Origin of the sequence: Micromonospora sp. NPDC047753 (assembly GCF_040642735.1) — a bacterium.
Lineage (GTDB): Bacteria > Actinomycetota > Actinomycetes > Mycobacteriales > Micromonosporaceae > Micromonospora.
This window is the reverse complement of record NZ_JBEYSL010000059.1, coordinates 1-20,593: the sequence shown is the minus strand read 5'-3', so window position 1 is coordinate 20,593 and position 20,593 is coordinate 1. Positions and strand designations below refer to the sequence as shown.

Annotated in this window: 15 protein-coding genes and 2 pseudogenes; 9 read left to right on the top strand and 8 right to left on the bottom strand. The window is 70.0% G+C overall.

Annotation, left to right across the window (positions count from 1 at the left end; genetic code table 11):
- From ABZ749_RS07985 to ABZ749_RS07965, 5 genes are all read right to left on the bottom strand, one after another.
- On the bottom strand, window positions 1–280 hold a 280-nt coding region (locus tag ABZ749_RS07985), incomplete at its 3' end, for a molybdenum cofactor biosynthesis protein MoaE (protein ID WP_357224143.1).
- Window positions 277–1,536: a molybdopterin molybdotransferase MoeA gene (locus ABZ749_RS07980; RefSeq protein WP_357224140.1), complete on the bottom strand. Its 1,260-nt coding sequence runs from the start codon at window positions 1,534–1,536 to the stop codon at window positions 277–279. The genes ABZ749_RS07980 and ABZ749_RS07985, both read right to left, overlap by 4 nt.
- A 99-nt stretch (window positions 1,537–1,635) precedes the next feature.
- A complete protein-coding gene (locus ABZ749_RS07975; RefSeq protein WP_357224137.1) occupies window positions 1,636–2,106 on the bottom strand; it encodes a MogA/MoaB family molybdenum cofactor biosynthesis protein in 471 nt (156 codons plus the stop codon).
- Complete coding sequence (gene moaC / locus ABZ749_RS07970; RefSeq protein WP_099856846.1) at window positions 2,103–2,594, bottom strand: cyclic pyranopterin monophosphate synthase MoaC; 492 nt, start codon at window positions 2,592–2,594, stop codon at window positions 2,103–2,105. Before moaC ends, ABZ749_RS07975 begins: the two co-directional genes overlap by 4 nt.
- Before the next feature lie 262 nt (window positions 2,595–2,856).
- Entirely contained in the window at window positions 2,857–5,961 is a 3,105-nt protein-coding gene (locus ABZ749_RS07965; protein ID WP_357224135.1) for a BTAD domain-containing putative transcriptional regulator, read from the bottom strand.
- A 721-nt stretch (window positions 5,962–6,682) separates the two neighbouring features.
- On the opposite strand from ABZ749_RS07965, the gene ABZ749_RS07960 reads away from it, so the two are divergent.
- From ABZ749_RS07960 to ABZ749_RS07950, 3 genes and pseudogenes are all read left to right on the top strand, one after another.
- Window positions 6,683–9,205 (top strand): bifunctional diguanylate cyclase/phosphodiesterase, encoded by a 2,523-nt coding sequence (locus tag ABZ749_RS07960; protein ID WP_357224132.1) that lies wholly within the window; start codon window positions 6,683–6,685, stop codon window positions 9,203–9,205.
- 50 nt (window positions 9,206–9,255) lie between these two features.
- Window positions 9,256–9,834, top strand: a pseudogene (locus tag ABZ749_RS07955) (hypothetical protein); the annotation flags it as partial.
- A 98-nt stretch (window positions 9,835–9,932) separates the two neighbouring features.
- Entirely contained in the window at window positions 9,933–10,070 is a 138-nt protein-coding gene (locus ABZ749_RS07950; protein ID WP_357224146.1) for a hypothetical protein, read from the top strand.
- 638 nt (window positions 10,071–10,708) lie between these two features.
- On the opposite strand, the pseudogene ABZ749_RS07945 reads toward ABZ749_RS07950, so the two are convergent.
- The 3 genes and pseudogenes from ABZ749_RS07945 to ABZ749_RS07935 form a co-directional block, all read right to left on the bottom strand.
- Window positions 10,709–11,116, bottom strand: a pseudogene (locus ABZ749_RS07945) (signal peptidase I); the annotation flags it as partial.
- 11 nt (window positions 11,117–11,127) lie between these two features.
- Entirely contained in the window at window positions 11,128–11,760 is a 633-nt protein-coding gene (locus ABZ749_RS07940) for a SipW-dependent-type signal peptide-containing protein (protein WP_357224129.1), read from the bottom strand.
- Window positions 11,761–11,769: 9 nt separating this feature from the next.
- The gene (locus ABZ749_RS07935) at window positions 11,770–12,405 is read right to left on the bottom strand and encodes a SipW-dependent-type signal peptide-containing protein (protein ID WP_357224127.1); all 636 of its coding nucleotides are present in this window, start codon (window positions 12,403–12,405) and stop codon (window positions 11,770–11,772) included.
- Window positions 12,406–12,618: 213 nt separating this feature from the next.
- On the opposite strand from ABZ749_RS07935, the gene ABZ749_RS07930 reads away from it, so the two are divergent.
- From ABZ749_RS07930 to ABZ749_RS07905, 6 genes are all read left to right on the top strand, one after another.
- Entirely contained in the window at window positions 12,619–13,296 is a 678-nt protein-coding gene (locus tag ABZ749_RS07930) for a hypothetical protein (protein WP_357224124.1), read from the top strand.
- A 176-nt stretch (window positions 13,297–13,472) separates the two neighbouring features.
- Complete coding sequence (locus ABZ749_RS07925) at window positions 13,473–14,291, top strand: basic amino acid ABC transporter substrate-binding protein (protein ID WP_357224121.1); 819 nt, start codon at window positions 13,473–13,475, stop codon at window positions 14,289–14,291.
- A gap of 77 nt (window positions 14,292–14,368) precedes the next feature.
- The gene (locus ABZ749_RS07920; RefSeq protein WP_355008611.1) at window positions 14,369–15,163 is read left to right on the top strand and encodes an amino acid ABC transporter permease; all 795 of its coding nucleotides are present in this window, start codon (window positions 14,369–14,371) and stop codon (window positions 15,161–15,163) included.
- A 5-nt stretch (window positions 15,164–15,168) separates the two neighbouring features.
- Window positions 15,169–16,008, top strand: coding sequence for an amino acid ABC transporter ATP-binding protein (locus ABZ749_RS07915; RefSeq protein WP_357224118.1), 840 nt, complete (start codon window positions 15,169–15,171; stop codon window positions 16,006–16,008).
- A gap of 375 nt (window positions 16,009–16,383) precedes the next feature.
- Window positions 16,384–17,388 carry a multicopper oxidase domain-containing protein gene (locus ABZ749_RS07910; RefSeq protein WP_355008615.1) on the top strand — a complete coding sequence of 335 codons (1,005 nt, stop codon included), beginning with the start codon at window positions 16,384–16,386 and terminating at the stop codon, window positions 17,386–17,388.
- Window positions 17,389–17,453: 65 nt separating this feature from the next.
- Window positions 17,454–20,593: ThuA domain-containing protein (locus tag ABZ749_RS07905; protein WP_357224114.1), on the top strand; the 3,140-nt coding region annotated here is incomplete at its 3' end.

Below are 20,593 nucleotides of genomic sequence, written 5' to 3'. Positions count from 1 at the left end.
CGTCACCGATCGCCAGGGGGCCGACCCGGTGCGAGACCGCCACCGCGTAGACGTCGGGCTCTGCGGCGATCTCGGCGGCCACCTCGCGCAGCACCTGTGCGGCGCTCGGGTGGCCCTCATACTCCAGGCTGGTGACCTGGCGACCGTGGTCGTGGTCGCGGACCACGCCCTGGAACGACACCACGGCGCCGGCCCGGCGGTCGGCGACCGCCGCCTCGTGCGTGGCGAGATCGAGCGGCTGGTCGGTGACCTCGCCGAAGGTGATCGCTGGTGCGGTCACGACGCACGCTCCCCGGGAAACAACGGCAGTGGCACGATCGGCACCCGGTCGCCCGGCTCACCGCGGGTGCCGGGTCGGATGACCGCGAACCCGTCCGCGCCGGCCAGGCCCCGCAGCATCGCCGAGCCGACGTGACGGACCGGGAACGCGACGCCGGCGGACCGGTCCAGTCGGACCAACGCCAGGTGGGTGTGGTCACCACGACCGGGCACTGCCTCGGCCAACGTGACCTGCGGCAGCGCCGGCATCGACCGGCCCTGGAGGCCGGCGAGCAGCGGGGCGACCAGTGACACCAGCGCGACGATGGCGGACTGCGGGTTGCCGGGCAGCCCGGCCACGAACCGGGCTCGCCCGTCGGGGCCGGTCAGCCGGGCCAGCAGCATCGGGAAGCCCGGGCGAACCGCCACCGTGTTGACGACGTAGTCGGCGCCGAGCGCCTCCAGGGTCGGGTGCAGGTGGTCGACCGGACCGTTCATCGTGCCGCCGGTGGTGCAGACCAGATCGGCGTGGCCAAGCGCCGAGCGTAGGGCCGCCACGTGCGCGGGCAGCGTGTCGGCCACCGGGCCGACCACGTCGGACGGGCGGACCTGGCAGCCGTAGCGCCGCAGCCAGGCCGGCACCGCGGGGCCCAGCGCGTCGCGGATGCGACCGGCCGCGGGCGGACCCGCCGTCAGCAGCTCGTCGCCGAAGACCAGCAGCGCGGCGCGCGGCACCCGCCGGACCCGCAGCGTGTCGTGCCCGCAGGCGGCGGCCAGGCCGATCACCGCCGGGTCGACCGGCGTGCCGACCGGCAACAACTCCTCATCGGCGTACGCCTCCTCGCCGGGCTCGCGCCACTCAGGCGTCTCCCGGGGAACGCCGCTGATCAGGCCGGTGGTGGATGCGGCGGACTCCTCGACGCGGAGCACGGCGGTGGCACCCTCGGGCACCATCGCGCCGGTCGCGATCTCGACAGTGGTGTCGTCCTCGGTGAGCGGCGCGGGGGTGCTGCCGGCCAGGACCCGGCCGACGACGCGCCACGGCCCACGGCCGCGCACCGCCCAGCCGTCCACGCTGGAGGTCGGGAACGCCGGCAGGTCGGTGCGGGTGGTCAACGGCTCGGCCAGTGTCGACCCGTCGGTGTCGGCAAGTGGTCGGGCGGCGGCGGGCAGCGCGGCGGCCAGACCGACCGCGTAGACCCGCGAACGGGCTTCTTCCCACCCGGCTGGCGGGGGTGCGGTGACCCGATCCGCGGTGGGTGCGGTTTCCGTGCTCACCGACCGAGCCTATCGGCCCGGACCGACACCCGCCCGGGCCTGGCGCGCACCGGTCGGTGCTCGCCGCAGAGCGGTCAGTGCCCCCGTCGTGCGGAGCGGTCAGTGGTCTCCGCCGCGGAGCTGGTCCACGGTGTGGCCGAGGATCGGCCCGAGAACGGCCAGGCCGTCCCGGGCACCGCCGGTCGAGCCGGGCAGATTGACCACCAGCATCCGACCGATGACCCCGGCCAGGCCCCGGGACAGCACCGACGTCGGCACGCGGTCACGACTGTGCGCCCGGATCGCCTCGGCGACGCCAGGGATCTCGTAATCCAGGAGGCTCCGCGTCACGTCCGGGGTCCGATCCGTCGGGGTCACTCCGGTGCCGCCGCTGGTCAGCACCACGTCGACACCGTCGGCGCGGGCGGCCCGCAGAGCGTCGCCGACCGGCTCGCCGTCGGGCACCACCACCGGGTCGTCGACCTGGCAGCCCAGCTCACGCAACCCGGCGACGAGCAGTGGCCCGCTGGTGTCGGCGTAGACACCGGCCGCAGCCCGGTTGGAAGCGACGATCACCCGAGCCCGGATCACGGCCGGTCCTCCGGCCGAACCCACTCGCCGGTCTTGCCGCCCTCCTTGCGCAGCACCCGGACCGCCTCCACCGAGGCCGCCGGGTCGACCGCCTTGACCATGTCGATCAGGGCGAGACCGGCGACAGCAACCGCCGTCAGTGCCTCCATCTCCACCCCCGTCCGGTCCGCCGTGCGGGCGGTGGCCGTGATCTCCACGGTGTCGGCGGTCAGCCGCAGGTCGACGGTGACACCGTGCAGCGCGATCGGGTGGCAGAGCGGAATCAGGTCAGGAGTGCGCTTGGCCCCCATGATCCCGGCCAGCCGCCCGACGGCCAACGCGTCACCCTTGGGCAGCCCGTCGCGATGCAACAGGTCGATGACCTCGGGCGTGGTCCGCAGACGGCCGGCCGCGACGGCCAACCGACCCGTCACCGCCTTGGCGGAGACGTCGACCATGCGGGCCGCGCCGGCGCGATCGACGTGGCTGAGCTGCGCGGGTTCGGTCACGGTCGTGAGCCTATCGGTGTGGTCCGACGGCGGTCGGAAGGAGCGGCGTCACGCTGGCGACCGCACCGGGTGCTGACGGCGCAACGGCCCCGACGCCGCTCCTCCCTCGCCAGCCCGCCGCCGAGGTCGCTGGGGGGACCCGGCAGCGGGCGCGTGTCGACGACCCGGTTCTGCCCAGGGGCAGAACCTCCCCCGTTCGTCGATACGGCCGGTAAGTTACCGGGCCTGCCGATAAGAAATCGATAAGCGCCGTCCAGGCTGGTCAGCGCTCCGCGACCACTGCCGCCCCGGCCAACTCGGCGAGGCGACGTTCGGCTTCGAAGCGCTCCGGCACTCCCATCCGCCGGAAGATCGCCAACGCCCGCTCCCAGTGCCGCCGCGCCTCGGCCGGGTCGGTGCGGGCGAAGTGTTCGGCGAGCCCAGCCAACGCTCGACCCTGCTCGTGCGGATGCGCGATCCGAGTGGCCAGCCGCAACGCCTCCTGGTGCACCTCGAACGCCTCACCGCCCCGCCCCTGCGCCAGCAGGGTGCGGCCGAGTTCGTTGAGCGCAGCCGCCTCGACGTGTCGCTCCCCCGAACCGATCGACAGCTTCCGAGCCAACTCGTGCTCCTGCTGGGCCTCCACCAGTCGACCCAGACCCCGATAGGCGGTCCCGAGATCGTTGCGCACCTCAGCCTCGGCGTATCGGTGGCCGGTGCGATCACGGAGGGCCAACGAGGCCAGGAGTATTCGGATCGCCTGCGGCAGATCGCCCATCCGGACCCGCACCGCGCCGATATGGCTGAGGGCGTTGAGTGTGTGGAAGACGTCGGAGTTCGTCCGGGCCCACGCCAGGTGCAGGCGATGCAGGCGCAACGCCTCCTCGTAGCGCCCCAGTGAGGTGAGTGCCATGCCGAGGTTTGGCAGCGCCATCGGCACCTTGGCTTTGCCGTATCCCTTGTAGTCACGCAGGTGCTCAAAACCGACCCTAACCGCTCCGGTCAGGTTGCCGCTCCAGTAGTAGACAGCAGCAAGATTGGCGCGGTACCGCGCGGTTCTGAGCACGTCCCGCGAGTCTTCGGAGAGGGCGACAGCGCGGGTCAGATGGTGCAGTGCTTCTCGGTTGTCGCCAGTCCGGATATATCCGGAAGCGAGGTAGTTGTTCATCAATGCCGTTGCACCGACGTCCCCGGATGCTTCCGCCGCGGTCAGCGCGTGCCGGTGGGTCGTGATGATGTCCTCGAAGTATCCGCGGATGTAACAGAATCGCCAGAGGGCACGGGCCAGCCGCCACGAGTGCTCGTGGAAGCCCTCATCGAGCGCTGCCCCCACCATCGTCACAAGGTCCGTCCGCTCCGCTTCCAACCAGTCAGCAGTGGGCTCCCCGATAGCGTCGATCAGCTCTGGTCGCCCGAACGGGACATGTGTGACGCGAGATTCCAGGTCGTTGAGCTCCAGCGTCTTGGCGACCCTCAACGCCACCGCCAGAGTGAAGTCGAACAGGTGAGCCAGCCCGGCCTTTCGGTCGCTCACAGAGTCGGTACGCGAACACAACTCGATGGAGTAATGCCGCATGAGGTCGTGCAGTCGATATCGCGTCGAGTCCACGTCCTCCACCAGGTTCCGGTCGACGAGGTCGTCGAGCGCCGCGCGAGCATCCGTGATCGTCAGCCCGGTCAGCGCGGCGACTGCCGGCGTACTGAAGCGACTACCGGGATACAGGCCAAGGAATCGGAAGACACGCTTGGTCGAACTCGCAAGCGGCTCATAGGAAGCGGCGAAGGCCCCGGTGACGGTGTTCTCCTCCTGAGCCAGGTAGTGCAGCGCCGGAGCATCGCCAGCCATCTGCTCGGCAAGGTCCGCCAACCGCCAGCCGCGCCGGTGCGCCAGCCGCGCACCGGCCAGCCGGATCGCCAGTGGGAGATACCCGCACCGACGCACGACCTCGGCGGCCGCCTCCGACTCGGCCTCAACCCTGTCCCGACCGATGCTCAGGCTGAGGAGATCCACGCTCTCCCGTGGGTTCAGGAGCGGCAGCGTCTGCGAGGGCCCGACATCCAGGTGGGACAGACGACGCCGCGAGGTAACCAGCACGACGGTGGTCGGCTCGGCCGGAAGCAGGGGCATGATCTGCTCGCTGCTCGCCGCGTTGTCGAGCACCACCACTGACCGCCGGAGGGCCAGTTCCTGTCGCCACAACTCCACCCTGTCGTCGAACTCCACGGGTACACGACCGGCGGGAACGCCCAACTGTCGAAGCAGGGTGACCAGGGCACTCGCCGGCTCAACCCGGTTTTTCTCACCGTGCCCGCACAGGTCGATGAAGAGCGCGGCGTCCGGGTAGCGATCGGACAGCCGACGGGCGAGGTGCACGGCAAGAGTCGTCTTCCCGCTGCCCGCCATGCCGTCGATGATGTGGACGGCCGGCACCCGCGCCTCGACCCGCAAGGTCTCCGCCAGCAGCCGCGACACCACGTCCTCCCGGCCGACGAAGTCGGTGACAGCTCGGGGGAGGTGATCCACCAGGTCGGGCCGAGGCGCTGTCTCAGCGATCTGGGCACCGACTGTGGGAGTCGGGTTCGGGAGACGGCGGGCACTCTGGCCGGCCGGACGGGACGCGGCGCCGTCCGCCGGTCGCCGGGGTGGCGCCGCCGAAACGATCGTGCGATGAAGAGCCTGAAGGTCGGAACCCGGGAGGACGCCGAGCTCGGCCATCAGCTTCGCCCGAACCTCGTCGTACGTGAGGAGCGCGCCCGCGTGGTCGCCACGCTCGTGCAGCGCCCGTCCGAGGAGGACGTACGCCGGTTCCCGGAGGGGATGACGGGCGATGGCGTCCCGTAACAGGGGGATCGCCAGGTCGCCGCGCCCCGCTCTCAGCTGCGCGTCGGCAAGGAGTTCCACGGCCAGCAGACGCTCCTCCTCGGCGGCCACCACGCGTGCGCCGAGCACCGGCCCGAGCGATATGCCGGCGAGCATCGCACCCCGCCAGCGCGCCACGGCGGACCCCAACCGTTCCAGGGCGCTGTCGACGTGACCGGCTATCAGGGCTTCGCGGCCCGCGGCGCACTCCATCTCGAAGCGGAACACGTCGATAGCTTCCGGCCCGACGGTAAGGCGGTAGCCGCTCTGCTGCCTGACGATGACACCCCGACCAGACTCGTGAGCCTCGAAGGTACGGCGCAGATTGGCGGCGTAGGTCCGGACGTTCGCCACGGCAGAGCGCGGCGGGCTGTCTGGCCACAACTCGTCGACCAGGTCGTCGAGGGTCACCAGTTGCCCCGGTTGGACCGCGAGCATCGCGAAGACAGCCTGCTGTTTAGGCGTACCCAGGTGCAGCTTGCGAGCCAGCAGTTGCACCGAGAGGCCACCCAGAAGTTGAATCTCCACCCGTCCCCCTGCTTCAGCGGGGTATTCAGCCGATCACGCAACGAAGCTTACGGGCACCCGGATGTCGACCTGACGCCAATCAAGCCGCCGATGCATACGCTCCTACGGCCGCCCACTGCGACGCTGCCGATGAGTGCAATGCGAACATTGCAAGAACCATCTGCGCCCTCGGCGTTCTCGACCGCTGCCGCAACAGGGAAAGAAGGAGCGAAAGCCCTCAGCTACTTGTTCGGCACGAGCCGTCGGCTCCGGGGACTGGAACTGACCAGGGCGGTGCCACCATCATCAATGTTCCACTGCGAAGGGGAGCCAGGCTGAAGCTGGCGAGCGGTTGACCGAATCGGCGGATGAGTTGCGGCATCACCGACGGCCACACTGAGGGCGCGGTCTAATCAGTCGCCGCGGCTCGCGACATTCCGCAACGGACCGGATGCAACAGGCAAGCATCCCAGCGCTCTCCGCACCGGAACGCAAACAGAATGTCACTTATCCGCACAGGATTAACTAATGTTGAGGATAACGACATTTATCGTCCCTAACTAGGGCTAACCCCATTTAAGCTCCATTCGTAGAGGGTCGGCGCCAACAGAGCCCGACAACCGCACGAAGGGGAGGGTGGGTGAAATGCGCGGAAACGAGTGGGGCTGACATCGATGCGGGACTTCCGCAGCGCCCGGCGATATGGTTGCGAGTACGACAGGCGAGGTAATCCAGGAGTTGCGTGGCCTCTTCACAACGACGCGATGACGGGACCGATCGACGGCTACGGCTGATCGTCGGTCTCCTCGTCGTTGCGGCCACGATCGTTGCTCTCGCCTCCCTGAGATTGACCTTCCCCGCGGCCGAGGCTCCGACACCCGACGTAGCGACCCTGGTCACGCTGACCGCCATGATCGCCTTGGGTGCGTTCGTCAAGACCCGCGTACGTGTCCGGTCCACGGTGCACCTGATCAGTTGGAGCGAGGCGGCGATCGTCATCGCGGCTGCCATTGCCCCCGTTCCCTGGGTGGTCCTCTGCACCTGCATCGGCATCACCATCGCCTCGGCCCGTCTTCCACCCATCAAGCTGGCCTTCGGCGTCGGCAAGAACATCCTCGTCGCGGCCGGGGCCGGCACCGCCTTCGCGCTGCTCGGTTGGACCTGGCCCGCCATGCAGGCCCCACAGCTGGTCGGGATCCTGGCGGTCGCCTACCTAGTCGCTGCCCTCCTCGACGAACTGCTGGCGATCCCCGTGATCGCGCTCGCCTCCGGCACCAGAATCTCGACCCAGTTCCGCAGCAACCTGGATCTTCGCCTGGCCGGCTACGCGGTCCGGTTCGTGGTGGCGGCCCTGACCCTGCTCACCCTCCAGATGGACCCACGGCTCCTGCTCGCCGTGCCACCCCTGGTCCTGAGCCTGCACCTGGCCTACTCCGCGCGCATCCGAGGCCGCACCGAGCAGCAGGCGTGGCAGCGGCTTGCCCGCACCACCGACGCGCTCAACGTGGTCGACCTCGACAACGTCCTCACCACCGCCGTCACCCAGGCCGCCGAGCTGTTCTCCGCCGACGAGGTCGAGATCGAGCTGAGCGACGGCAGCCGCACCGTACGCGGCGGCACCGGCGGCATCACCTTCGACGGCCCCCCCGGCACGCCCACCGACGTGGACGGCACGGTCGTCCCGGCACCGCTGGAAGGCCATGACCGGACGGTCGACGTCGGCATGCTTCGACTGCGTTTCCGCGGCCCGGTGCAGCTCTCCGAACGGGAGCAGTACACCCTGCGCACCTTCGCCTCCGCGCTCTGCACCGCCGTCCGCAACGCCCAGGCGTACGCCGAACTGGCCCGAGTCGCCGACGAGCACGCGTACGCGGCCTCGCACGACGCGCTGACCGGCCTGGCCAACCGCCGGCACCTCCTCGACGAGGGCACCGAACACTTGAGCACCCGCCATGCCGAAGGGGTGACCGCGCTGGTGCTGATCGACCTCAACCATTTCAAGGAGGTCAACGACACGCTCGGGCACGCCGCCGGCGATCAGGTGCTGGTGCAGGTGGCCGACCGGCTGGGGGGTGCGGCCCAGCCGAGCGACCTGGTGGCCCGCCTCGGCGGCGACGAGTTCGCCGTACTCATGCGCGGTCTGCCGGCCCCGGCGGTCGCCGCGCACCGGGCCGAGACGCTGCTCGCCGCCCTGCACGAGCCGTTCGAGTTGGACGGCATGCGCATCAGCGTCGAAGCCAGCGGCGGCATCTCCGCCGCCCCGTCCAACGGCGGCATGGCCGAGTTGCTGCGCCGCGCCGACGTGGCCATGTACCAGGCGAAGCGAGCCGGGCAGCGGATCTCCACGTACGCCCCGACCCGCGACACCGCCGACCTCGGGCGCCTCACCCTCGGCGGTGACCTACCGCGCGCGGTCGCCGACCACGAGTTCGTCGTCAACTTCCAACCGATCGTCGACCTGGGCACCGGTGAGGTGACCAGCGCCGAGGCCCTGGCCCGCTGGCACCACCCCACCCACGGCCTGATCGACCCACTGCGGTTCCTGGAGGCGGTGGAACGGTCCGGCCTGCTACCGGCCTTCGCCGAAGCGATCCTCGACCAGGCGCTGATCGCGGCGGTGAGTTGGCGCGACGCCGGCTTCGACGTACCGGTCGCGGTCAACGTGTCCCCGCGCAGCCTTCTCGACGCGCGGTTCCCCGGCTCGGTGCTGGCTCGCCTCCGCGCACACGACCTACCACCGGACCGGCTGGTCCTGGAGTTGACCGAGACGCTGACCCTCAGCCAACTCGACGTGGTCGACCGGGTGCTCAGCCGACTACGCGACGAGGGCGTCCGGTTGGCGTTGGACGACTTCGGCACCGGCTACTCCTCACTCTCGCTGCTCTCCCGAATCCCGGTTCACGAGCTGAAGATCGACCGGAGCTTCGTGACGACGATGGAGAGTTCGGCGGAGGCCGCCGCCGTCATCCGCTCCACCCTCGACCTGGGTCGCAGCCTCGACCTGGACGTGGTGGCCGAGGGGGTGGAGAGCGAGCCGCAGCGGCGGGCCCTCTGGGAGTTGGGCTGCGTCGCCGGCCAGGGGCACCTGTTCGCCCGGCCGATGCCGTCCGGCACCCTGCTCGCGGCGATGCAGCGCGGCTCGGGCGGCCGACCGGGCACCCTCGCCGCGCCGCTGCACGACACCGGGGCGGTGATCCGGTTGAGCCAGAACCGCCGCCAGGCCGGCCGCTCCAGGCCCGACCGCCTGCCACACCTGCCCGCCTGAGCAGGCATCGGCCCACTGCGTGGGCAGCCCGGTCTGCCAGACTGTCGCGCGTGATCGTCGACGACCCGACCGCCCACCGCAGTCGCTGGCACTGGCGCACTCTCGACAACGCCGCCGGCGGGCTCGCCCTCGACCTGGGGCTCTACGCCGTGTCGGCCGCCTTCGCGGCGATCACAGCTGTCACATCCACCCTGCTGCCGCACCGCGCCTGGGGCGCGGTCGCCGCCGTCGGCTACCTGCTCGCGACGCTGACGGTGATCGCCCAACTTCTGCTGCGTCGACGCTCTCCAACCTCCCGGCTGACCGGTCTGCCAGCCCGCTGGGCGGTCACCGGCCTCGCCTGGGCCACCACCACACTGCTGCCCCTGGCCTGGCAGAGCATCGACCGGGCCGGTGGGCGCACCGACCGGGCCCAGGAGGAGGTGCTGGTCGTGGAGCAGGCCGGCAGTCGCCTCCTGGAACACGGCACGCCGTACCTCGGACCGGACGCCATCGCCGCCCTGCCACCGGGCGAGCAACTGATGGGCTACACCCCGTACCAGCCCGGCATGGCGATGTTCGGCCTGCCCAGGGCGCTGCTCGACACCTGGTGGACCGACTCCCGGGTCTGGTTCGCTGTGGGCACCGCGCTGGCCCCACCCTGATCCGGCGCGCGGCGCGCATCAGCAGCAGACCGGTGGCGAGCGCACCGCCCCCGGCCAGCAGAGGTGTCAACAGGTTGGTCCCGGTGCGCGGAAGCGGGCCGACAGTGCCGCCCGCCGATGCGCTGTCGCCGAATCCGGTCGCCGTGACGACCAGGTCCGCCGACCCCGAGGCCACCGCGTTGGCGAGCAGACTCGCCGTGACGAGCACCCAACGCTGCTGATCGGCGCGCATCGAGCTGATCGTGACCGGGTGCGCGGCCAGCCTGGTGGCGGGACCGTCGGCGAGGACCTGCTCACCCTGGCCGGTCGGGCAGGCACCCTTCACCCAGCGGATGGCACAGACGGCGACCATCACCTGGAGTCCGTCCGGACGGACGGCGAGAGGGCCCAGCGCGGACAGCGAGATGGTCACCTCGCCGGGCTGCTCCGCGTGCGCCGAGACGCCCACCTGCCAGGGCACGGGCTGCTCCGGCGCCAGGTTCGCCATGCGATCGTCGTCGCCGATCGAGACCAGCGTGAGGTACCTGCTCCGAATGACCTCCTCGGTGGTGTCCGCGCGGGCCTGACCGGGCGTCGCCAGTACCGCGGCGGCAACGCCCGGCAGCACCGCCAGCACGACCAACATGCGTCCCACTGTCGAGTCGCCACGCGGTCCCGTGCCGCTCGGCTGGGTGCCGACCTCCGGGGCTGCCCCCACCTCGTCGGGTACCGCCGAATCCGGTCGCCGACGGCGCCACGCGCGCTGTCGTCGGGTCCCCGGCTCGCCCCCGCGCGGCCAGAACGCCCAGGTGACGATCGCGGCTGCCCCGACCGTGATGAGACTCGTGGCGTAGACGTTCGACACGGCTCGCACCGCGTACCCGAGCCTGGGCACCGACCACTGCACGAGCCGCACGTGGCTCACCGCGTACGGCGCGGCGTCGTTCGACTGGTTCGCGTCCCCCCGCAGGGTGAGCAGGCGGGTGGCCCCACCGCCGTTGGCGATGTCGAGCACCCGGTGGGTGATCGGTGGCAGCGGCGTGCGGTCGACGGTGACGACGTCTCCCACGTGGACCTCGGACGCGGGGATCTCCCGCACCACGGCCAGTGACCCGGCCGGGATGGTGGGGCTCATCGACCCGGTCTTGAACAGGATGAGCGAGATGTCGAAGAAGAACGCCAGCGGGACGAGGACGACGCAGGCCGTCCCACCGACGGCGAGCACTGTCAGCACCAGGTCGCCGACCCGGGCGAGGGTGCCGTGCCGTCGACGTTCGCGTCCCACCATCTGCAGATCCCTCACGTAGACGTGGCAGTGAATTCCCAGGTGACCACCCCGGTCGTGCCCTGGTACGCGTTGCTGGCGCCGGACTGGACCCGGACCTCGAAGCAGAACCTCAGCTGCGGCGTCGCGCCGGCCGGCACGGTGATGGGGGAGGACACCGGTGAGCCGGGCACCGCGGTGATGGCGGAGTAGCCGGGCCCGACGATCCAGGTGGGTGAACCGGAGAAGGCGGCGGCGGCACACGTGGTGCTGGTCGTGGGGGTCCGCACGGCCCGGTACTCGAGCGCGGGCAGCAGGGCGCCGGAGTTGTTCGACGAACTCGTCAGCGCGACCGCGCCGCCGACATTCGTCGTCGAGGTCGTCCGGATGTCGAGGAAGGCGTAGAACGACACCGAGGGGGACATCGCCGTCGCGTTGAACGCCAGCGTCGCGGCGTTCGCGACCGGGGTGTGGCTGGCCCAACTACTGGAGGCGGTCTGCGATTCGGTGCCGAAGACGCTCGCGCCGAACGACCCGGTGCCGTACTCGCTGTCGGTCCACGCGGCGAGCGTGGACGTCGTTCCCAGGCCGAGAACGAGGGCGCCAGCGAGTACGGCACGGGTCCGGCGAAGCCGTGGTGTTCCGGCCGGCGTCCGACGGTTGACCACGGCCATCACCTAGACGGACTCGGCCAACAGTTGCCAGGTTTCCGTGACCGATGTGCCCTGCACCAGGGTGCCTCCCGCGTTGACGACGAAGCAGAGGTTCACCGGCGCGCCGGGCGTCGTGGGGGGAGTGCCCTGCGTCAGGTTGAACGGCACCGCGCCGGCCACCGAGTTGAGCGGGGTGCCCTGCGCCACGATCCAGGTCGGGGTGGTGGGTGTCGCGCTGCAGTCGGCGAAGGCCGGGACGGTCGCGATGCCGTAGGTGAGGCCGACGAAGCCGGCCGGGGCGGGGGTCGCTGACGCCACGGTGACTGTCGCGTCGTACGTCGTGGCCGCTGTCAGTCGGACGGCGAACGGCGCCGCGACCACGTCACCGGGGCTGATGTCGTCGAAGCCGGTGCTGAAGGTCAACGCGGCCGCGGTGCCGGCGGTGGGGTGCTCGGCGTAGGTGGTGCCGTTGGTGCTGCCCTCCATGCTGAAGGTGCCCGCCGTGAACGTGCCCGTGGCGTACTCCGAGTCGTTCCAGGCGGCGAGGGTGATCGTCGCACCGAGGCCGAGGACGATCCCTCCGGCCAGGATGGCCTTCAGCTTGCGAGAGCGGCCTCGACTGCTCGGTTTGTCCACTGCCGTCCCTGTCGGTTCAGTCAATTTGTCCTCCTCGGTGCAACGCGGTTGGTTGTCGTGGGCCGATGCCAGCGGCGCAAGGATCACGATAAACACCCAAAACAGTGCAAAACGCCCAAAGCGGTTAAGTGACCACGGGAGGGTGCAGATGGGCAGGGAGTGCACCGATCGGCACTATCGACGGACGTCACGGGGCAGCTAATCTTTGGCCCCACCCCATCGATGTGAGGAGATGCGATGGCGCGCCGTACCGGCCGACCCTCCTACCAGCTGGACAAGGCCGATGTGCGGCACCGCCGCACAGTGCGCTTCGTGGCCGTCGCGGGCGTGATCGCACTGGTCACCGCGTTGCTCGGCGGGTTGATCGGCTACCAGTTGGGCCGTCCGGACGCGACCGAGGCGACCATCGCGAGCATCAAGCAGGACGAGGCGAAGCGGGACGCTCAGCAGATCGTGGAGCTGATCGAGACGGCCCGACGCGTCCGCGACCAGGTCGCCCCGGTGCTGGCCGCCATCAAGACGGAGACGACGGCCGGACGTGCGCCGGACCCGGCGCAGGCGCGCCAGTGGCAGGGGGTCATGCGCCAGGCGGCGGAGCCGTTCGCCGAGCCGCCGTCGGGGACCACCGCCACCAACGTGGCGCGCGGAGGCCTGCGCGGAGCGGTCGAGCAGGCGTCGCTGGCCGTCGACGCCTACGCGCTGGCGGCCGGCGTTCCAGCGGCGCAACGGGCGGCCCTGCTGGACGTCACCGCGCGGCAGGCCGCCGAGGCCGCGACGATCTGGTCGGTCGCGGCGACCCAGCTCGATCAGATCAGCGTCGACTCGGGCCAGGGCCACCAGCATGTGTTCCTGGACACAGACCCCCACGAAGGAGCCCTCACCCCGGACGGAGCGGCCGAGGGAACCGGTGGCTGAGGCCCCTTGCGGGGCAAGTGTCGGGTTTGTTGACGGAGGGCGCCTTGCCGGGTCCGCCGAGCGGTCACGGCGTGATCTGGGGGTGACGCGCCAGATCGGGTACGGTCGCTTACTGCAAAGTCTATGAACCAGATTGGCTTTCTGTGAATTGGAAGCCGAATCGGAGGGGCACAGCCGTGAGGTTCCCAAGCGTCGTCCGTCAGGCCGGCCTCGTCGTGGCCGTCACCGCCCTCGCGCTGACCGCGGGTTGCGCGAAGAAGGACGACAGCGAGGTCCAGGCGAGCGGGGTCAAGCTGGTCACGGCCGGCAAACTGACCGTCTGCACCCACCTGCCGTACCCGCCGTTCCAGTCCAAAGACGCCAGCGGCAAGGTGACCGGCTTCGACGTCGAGATCATGGACCTGGTCGCCAAGGAACTCGGCGTCGAGCAGACGATCGTCGACACCCCGTTCGAGGGGATCAAGTCCGGTCAGGACCTCAACACCGGCAAGTGCGACGCGGCTGCCGCCGGCATGACCATCACCGAGGAGCGGAAGAAGGTCATCGACTTCTCCGACCCGTACTTCGACGCCACCCAGGCGATGCTGGTGAAGACCGGCAAGACGTACAAGTCCCTCGACGACCTCAAGGGCAAGAAGCTCGGCGTCCAGGCGGCCACCACGGGTCGTGACTACGCCAAGAAGCTCGAGGCGGAGAAGGGCCTGAAGCTCGTCGAGTTCGAGGACCTCGCCGCCCTCCAGCAGGCCGTCGCCAACGGCCAGGTCGAGGCCGCCATCAACGACCTGCCGGTCTGGACCGAGTACCTCAAGAAGAACCCGGGTGGGTTCGAGGTGGCCGCCGAGTTCGACACCGGCGAGCAGTACGGCTTCCCCGTGAAGAAGGACGCCAACCCGGAGTTGCTCAAGAAGATCAACGAGGTGCTGGCCAAGGCCAGGCAGGACGGCACGTACAACACGATCTACGAGAAGTGGATCGGCAAGCAGCCGAGCGCCTGAGCGCCACGCAGTACCGGAGGGCGCGCGTCCCGCGCGCCCTCCGACGTCGGTAACCTCCGGGAAGGCAACGAGCGAACGTGAAGCTGCGACGCCGCCAGCGGGAGCGGCTGTCCCTCGGGCTCCAGTACCTGGTCTTCATCGCCATCATCGCCACGGTGCTCGTCGCCGCGGACTGGGACAGGTTGGCCGACGCGTTCTTCCGCGTCGACATCATCAAGTCGATGTTCCCGACGATCATCACCGTCGCGCTGCGCAACACCATCCTCTACACGCTGGGCGCGTTCGCCTTCGGCCTCGTGTTCGGGACGATCCTGGCGCTGATGCGCCTGTCCCGGGTGGCGCCGTACCGCTGGGCGGCGACGGCGTACATCGAGCTGTTCCGGGGTCTGCCCGCGCTGCTGGTGCTCTTCCTCGTCGGGTACGGCATCCCGATCGCCTTCCCGGAGCGCGAGATTCCGGGCGGGGTGTTCGGTTCGATAGCGATCGGCCTCGGGTTGACCGCCGCGGCGTACATGGCGGAGACGATCCGGGCCGGCATCCAGGCCGTGCCGAAGGGGCAGATGGAGGCGGCGCGGACCCTCGGCATGTCGCACTTCACCGCCATGCGCACGATCGTCATCCCGCAGGCGTTCCGGATCGTGATCCCACCGCTGACGAACGAGCTCATCCTGCTCACCAAGGACTCGTCGCTGGCGTACGTGCTCGGGGTGACGGCGCAGACGATCGAGATCACCAAGTTCGGCCGGGACATGCTCAACGACCGGGTGAACGCGACCCCGCTGCTGGTGGCCGGCCTCGCCTACCTGGTGATCACCCTGCCGCTGTCGCAGGTGGTACGACGCCTCGAACTCCGCTACGCCAAGGCTCGGTGACCCCGATGACGACCACCCCATCCCGTCCCGCCGTGGAGATCCGCGACCTGCACAAGTCCTTCGGGCCGCTCAAGGTGCTCAAGGGCATCGACTTCGAGGTCGGCCAGGGCGAGGTGGTCTGCGTCATCGGTCCGTCCGGTTCCGGCAAGTCGACCCTGCTGCGCTGCGTCGATCTGCTGGAGGAGCCGACCGCCGGCAAGATCTGGGTGAACGGGGTCGAGATGACCGACCCGGACGTCGAGATCGACGCGGTCCGCCGCGGCATCGGCATGGTGTTCCAGTCGTTCAACCTGTTTCCGCACCTGACCGTCCTGAACAACCTCACCATCGCCCAGCGCCGGGTGCTCCGGCGAGGTCGGGCCGAAGCCGAGCGGATCGCACGGGCCAACCTGGAGCGCGTCGGGCTGACCGACAAGGCCGACGCCTTCCCGGCGCAGCTCTCCGGGGGGCAGCAGCAGCGGGCGGCGATCGCCCGGTCGCTGTCGATGGAGCCGAAGCTGATGCTCTTCGACGAGCCGACCTCCGCGCTCGACCCGGAACTCGTCGGCGACGTGCTCACCGTCATGCGCAAGCTGGCCGAGGACGGTATGACGATGATGGTGGTCACCCACGAGATGGCGTTCGCCCGCGATGTCGCCGACCGGGTCGTCTTCATGGACGGCGGCGTGGTGGTCGAGCAGGGGCCGCCGCAGGAGGTGCTGGGCGCGCCGAAGCACGAACGGACCCGCGCGTTCCTCTCCCGGGTCCTCGACCCGACCCACGTCGCGCAGCTCGGCCAGCCGGACCAGTCGCCCGCGTCGCCGCAGACCCCCAGCCTGCCGGCGGACGACCGCCACCACCTCTGACCACATCTGCCGTACGTCCTCCGCGCCGGGTTGCCTCATCCGAGGGGCAGCCCGGCGTCGTTCTGTGCGCCCTGCGTTGACGGCGCGGGCGGCGGTGTCCGCCCGCCACTGACCAGTCTGAGGACCTGACTGTCGACGGCCTGCGTGTCAGCTTCATGTCAATCGACGGACGTCGTGATGTCAAGGTAATCTTTTTGCAATCAGAGCTGTACTTTCGTCGATGGATTACATAAGTTGCTGTTATCCATCGAAAGTTCTGAGTCTTCCGAGCCAAGTCCGCGACGAGCCTCACCCTCAGTCGTGCCACCGCCCCGTGCTCGGCGGTCGATGCACTCTGCCCTCGTCGCGTCTTCGCCCGGTCGGGAACGGAGACCCATGGACGATCACGTTGGTGGCCCTCACCGCCACCTGTCCCGCAGATCGCTGATCGCCACCGGCGCGCTCGCCGCCGGGGCGTTGGGCGCGTCCGCCCCAACGATCGGCACCGCGTTCGGCGGCAGCCCCGCCCGGGCCGCCGCCGGTGTCACCAAGAAGATCACCATCTACGCCGAGCAGTTGCCCGGCAACCTGTTCGGGTACGGCCTGGCGCCTGGTCAGGCCACCGTTCCGGGTCCGATCCTGGAGATGTACGAGGGTGACACGCTGGAGATCACCCTGGTCAACACCACCAACCAGCGGCTGTCCATCCATCCGCACGGGGTGGACTACAGCACCGAGTCCGACGGCAGCCCGTTCAACGCCTCGTTCAACAACCCGGGTGAGACGCGGACGTACGTCTGGCGCTCACACGAGATGGTGGCCGCGGCGGGTCGGCGGTACATGCCGGGCAGCGCCGGCTACTGGCACTACCACGATCACGCGATGGGCACCGACCACGGCACCGGCGGTGTCGCGAAGGGACTGTACGGCGCGCTGATCGTCCGGCGACGTGGCGACATCCTGCCGTCGAAGCAGTTCACTGCGGTGTTCCACGACATGATGATCAACAACAAGATGGCTCCGGCGACGCCGATGTTCGAGGCGAACCTGGGCGAGCGCGTCGAGTGGATCGCCATCGGCCACGGCAACCTGTTCCACACCTTCCACCTGCACGCGCACCGCTGGGCGGACAACCGCACCGGGATGTTGGAGGGGCCGAGCGACCCGAGCCTGGTGGTCGACAACAAGGACCTCAACCCCGGCAGCTCGTTCGGTTTCCAGGTGCTGGCCGGGGAGGGCGTCGGACCCGGCGCGTGGATGTACCACTGCCACGTGCAGACGCACTCCGACGGCGGCATGGCCGGGATCTTCCTGGTGCGCAACGCCGACGGCAGCATGCCGCCGGGCGCCGAGGAGGCGATCCACCGGTTCCAGGGCCACACCCACACGCACGGAAGCTGACCGAACCGAAAGTGGGGACGGGCATGACGAGAAAACTACGACGAACCCTTGCCGCGGTAGCGGCCTTGGCGACACTGCTCCCGGCGACGACGGCGGCCGCGGCCGCACCACGAACGGCGGCCGCCCCGCAGGCGGCGACGCCGCAGAGGACCGCGGTCCTGGTATTCCACGGCCCGGTGGCCGAGCAACAGGACCCGGTGTCGCGCGCGGTGGACACCATCAAACAGCTTGGTGCCGGTCATGACATCGATGTCACGGCCACCACGGACCCGGGCGCCTTCACCGCAGCCGGGCTGTCCGCGTACCGCAGCGTGGTCTTCCTCTCCGCGGCGGGCGCCGCGCTGAACCGCGACCAGGAGTCGGCGCTCCAGAGCTACGTCAAGGCCGGCGGCGGGTTCGTCGGCATCGCCGACGCCGCCCGCGCCCAGGTCGACTCCACCTGGTTCACCGGGCTGATCGGCACCCGCCCGGCCGGCGCCATCCCGGTCGCCGAGCCGGTGACCCGGGTGACCGCCAGCGGCGAGAACCCGCCCAACGAGACCAAGGAGAAGCTGACCGACGGCGACGCCAACACGAAGTGGCTGGTCCGCACCCCGACCGCCTGGGTGGCGTACGAGTTGAGCGCACCGAAGAAGATCACCGGGTACGCGCTCACGTCGGCAAACGACTCCGCCGGACGGGACCCGAAGGACTGGACCCTGCAGGGCTCCAGCGACGGTCAGAGCTGGACCGACCTGGACCGCCGCACCGGGCAGACCTTCCCGGACCGCTTCCAGACCCGCCGGTTCGACATCGCCACGCCGCAGGAGTTCACGCGCTACCGGCTCAACGTCACCGCGAACAGCGGTGAACCCCTGGTCCAGCTCGCCGACCTGCGCCTGTTCACCGGCAGCACCACCGCTCCGGAGCCGCCCGCGGTGAACCGCGCGGTGGTGAACATCCTGGACCGCAAGCACCCGGCCACCGCGTCGCTGCCGCTGACCATCACCCGGTCGGACCGCTGGGAGAACTGGGACCCGAACCCGATCGGCACGGTGCACACCCTCGCCCAGGTCGAGGAGCGGCACTACAACCCGGGCGCGGCCGCCAACGGCGCCTTCCACCCGGTGTCCTGGTGCCGGGACTACGACGGCGGCCGGTCGTTCTACACCGGCATGGGCCACACCGAGGGCAGCTACGGCGAGGAGGCGTTCCGCACGCACCTCACCGGCGCTCTCAACTGGACCACCGGTCGGGTACGCGGCGACTGCCAGGCCACCATCGCCGCGAACTACAAGGTGGAGCGACTCACCGCCGCCAACCAGACCGGGCAGCTGGACCAGATCGGCGAGCCGCACGGGCTCACCATCGCGCCGGACGGCACTGTCTTCTACGTCGGCAAGGCTGCCTGCCCGAGCGGCCCCATCGCGGACTGGAACAACCCGAAGGTGGGCCTGGGCTGCGGCACCATCCACTCCTGGGACCCGCGCACCAAGCAGGTCAAGCTGCTCACCACCCTGGAGGTGATGGGCAACCGGGGCAGCGGCTCCGAGTTGGTCAAGAACGAGGAGGGTCTGCTCGGCATCGTGCCCGACCCCGCGTTCGCCGAGAACGGCTGGCTCTACGTCTACTGGATGCCGCACGACTCGGTCGACCGGGTGAAGCGGGTCGGTCAGCGGACCGTCTCGCGGTTCACCTACGACCGCCAGGCGCAGACCGTCGACCAGGCCACCCGCAAGGACCTGTTGCAGTTCCCGGTGCAGATCCACAGCTGCTGCCACGCCGGCGGTGGCATGGCGTTCGACGCCAAGGGCAACCTCTACGTCGGCTCCGGCGACAACAACTCCTCGGAGGGGTCGCAGGGCTACGCCGGCAACAACTGGACCGAGGAGTACCAGGGCATCTCGTTCCAGGACGCCCGTCGCACGTCGGGTAACACCAACGACCTCGCCGGCAAGATCATCCGGATTCACCCGGAGCCGGACGGCACGTACACCATCCCGGAGGGCAACCTGTTCCCACCGGGCACCGAGAAGACCCGGCCCGAGATCTACGTGATGGGCGTGCGCAACATCGCCCGTCTCCAGATCGACCCGGTGCACCAGTGGCTGACCGCTGGCTGGGTCGGCCCGGACGCCTCGTCGCCCAGCCCGACCCTGGGCCCGGCGAAGTACGAGACGGCCACCATCATCACCTCCGCCGGTAACCAGGGCTGGCCGTACTGCATGGGCAACCGGCAGCCGTACCGTGACCGCAGCAACACCGACGCGACAGTGCTGACCGGCTGGTACGACTGCGACAACCTGAAGAACACCTCGCCGCGCAACACCGGACTGGAGGACATCCCGGCGGCCCGGGACAACATGATCTGGTATTCGCCGGACGGTGGCGGCCCGGTGTTCCCGAAGCGGACCGACGGCAGCGGCCTGCCGACCTACGTGGCGGCCGACGCCACCTACACGCAGCCGTACCTGCGCGGCGGCGGGCAGGCCATCATGTCCGGCCCGACGTACCACCGGAACCTCGTCGACACCGCCAGCGGCGTGGCGTGGCCGGAGCACTGGGACGGCAAGTGGTTCATCGGCGACCAGTCGAACGCCGCCAACCGGGTCGCGGTCACCGTCGACCCGGCCGGCGTGCCGCAGGCCGCCCCACCGGTGTACGCCGAGTCGCTGCGGGCCATCATCCCCGGTGGCAACGGCGACACCCGGTTGCAGAGCTGGATGGACGCGAAGTTCGGCCCGGACGGCGCGCTCTACCTGCTCGACTACGGCGGCGGCTTCTTCAGCCTGCACGCGAACCAGAAGCTGATCCGGGTCACCTACACCGGCGGGGCGCCCACCCCGGCACCGGCGGCGACCTCGGTCGCCGTGCAGAACAAGCCGCTGACCATCGCCTTCACCGGTTCCCGCTCCGGCGGTGTGAGCCACCGCTGGGAGTTCGGCGACGGCGCCACGTCGACCGAGGCGGACCCCCGGCACACGTACGCCACTGTCGGCACCTACACCGCGAAGCTGACCGTCACGTACGCCGACGGTCAGACGGCGACGGTGCAGACCACTGTGACGGTGGGCTGCGCGGTGCCCGACGACCGGTCGACGGTATGGCTCGGCGACACCGACACCGGGGTGCCCAGTCGCACGGTCGGGCAGGGCTGCACGGCCAACGACCTGATCGACGCTCCGACGAGCGGGTCAACATCCTCTCCGCGACCGTCACCACCACC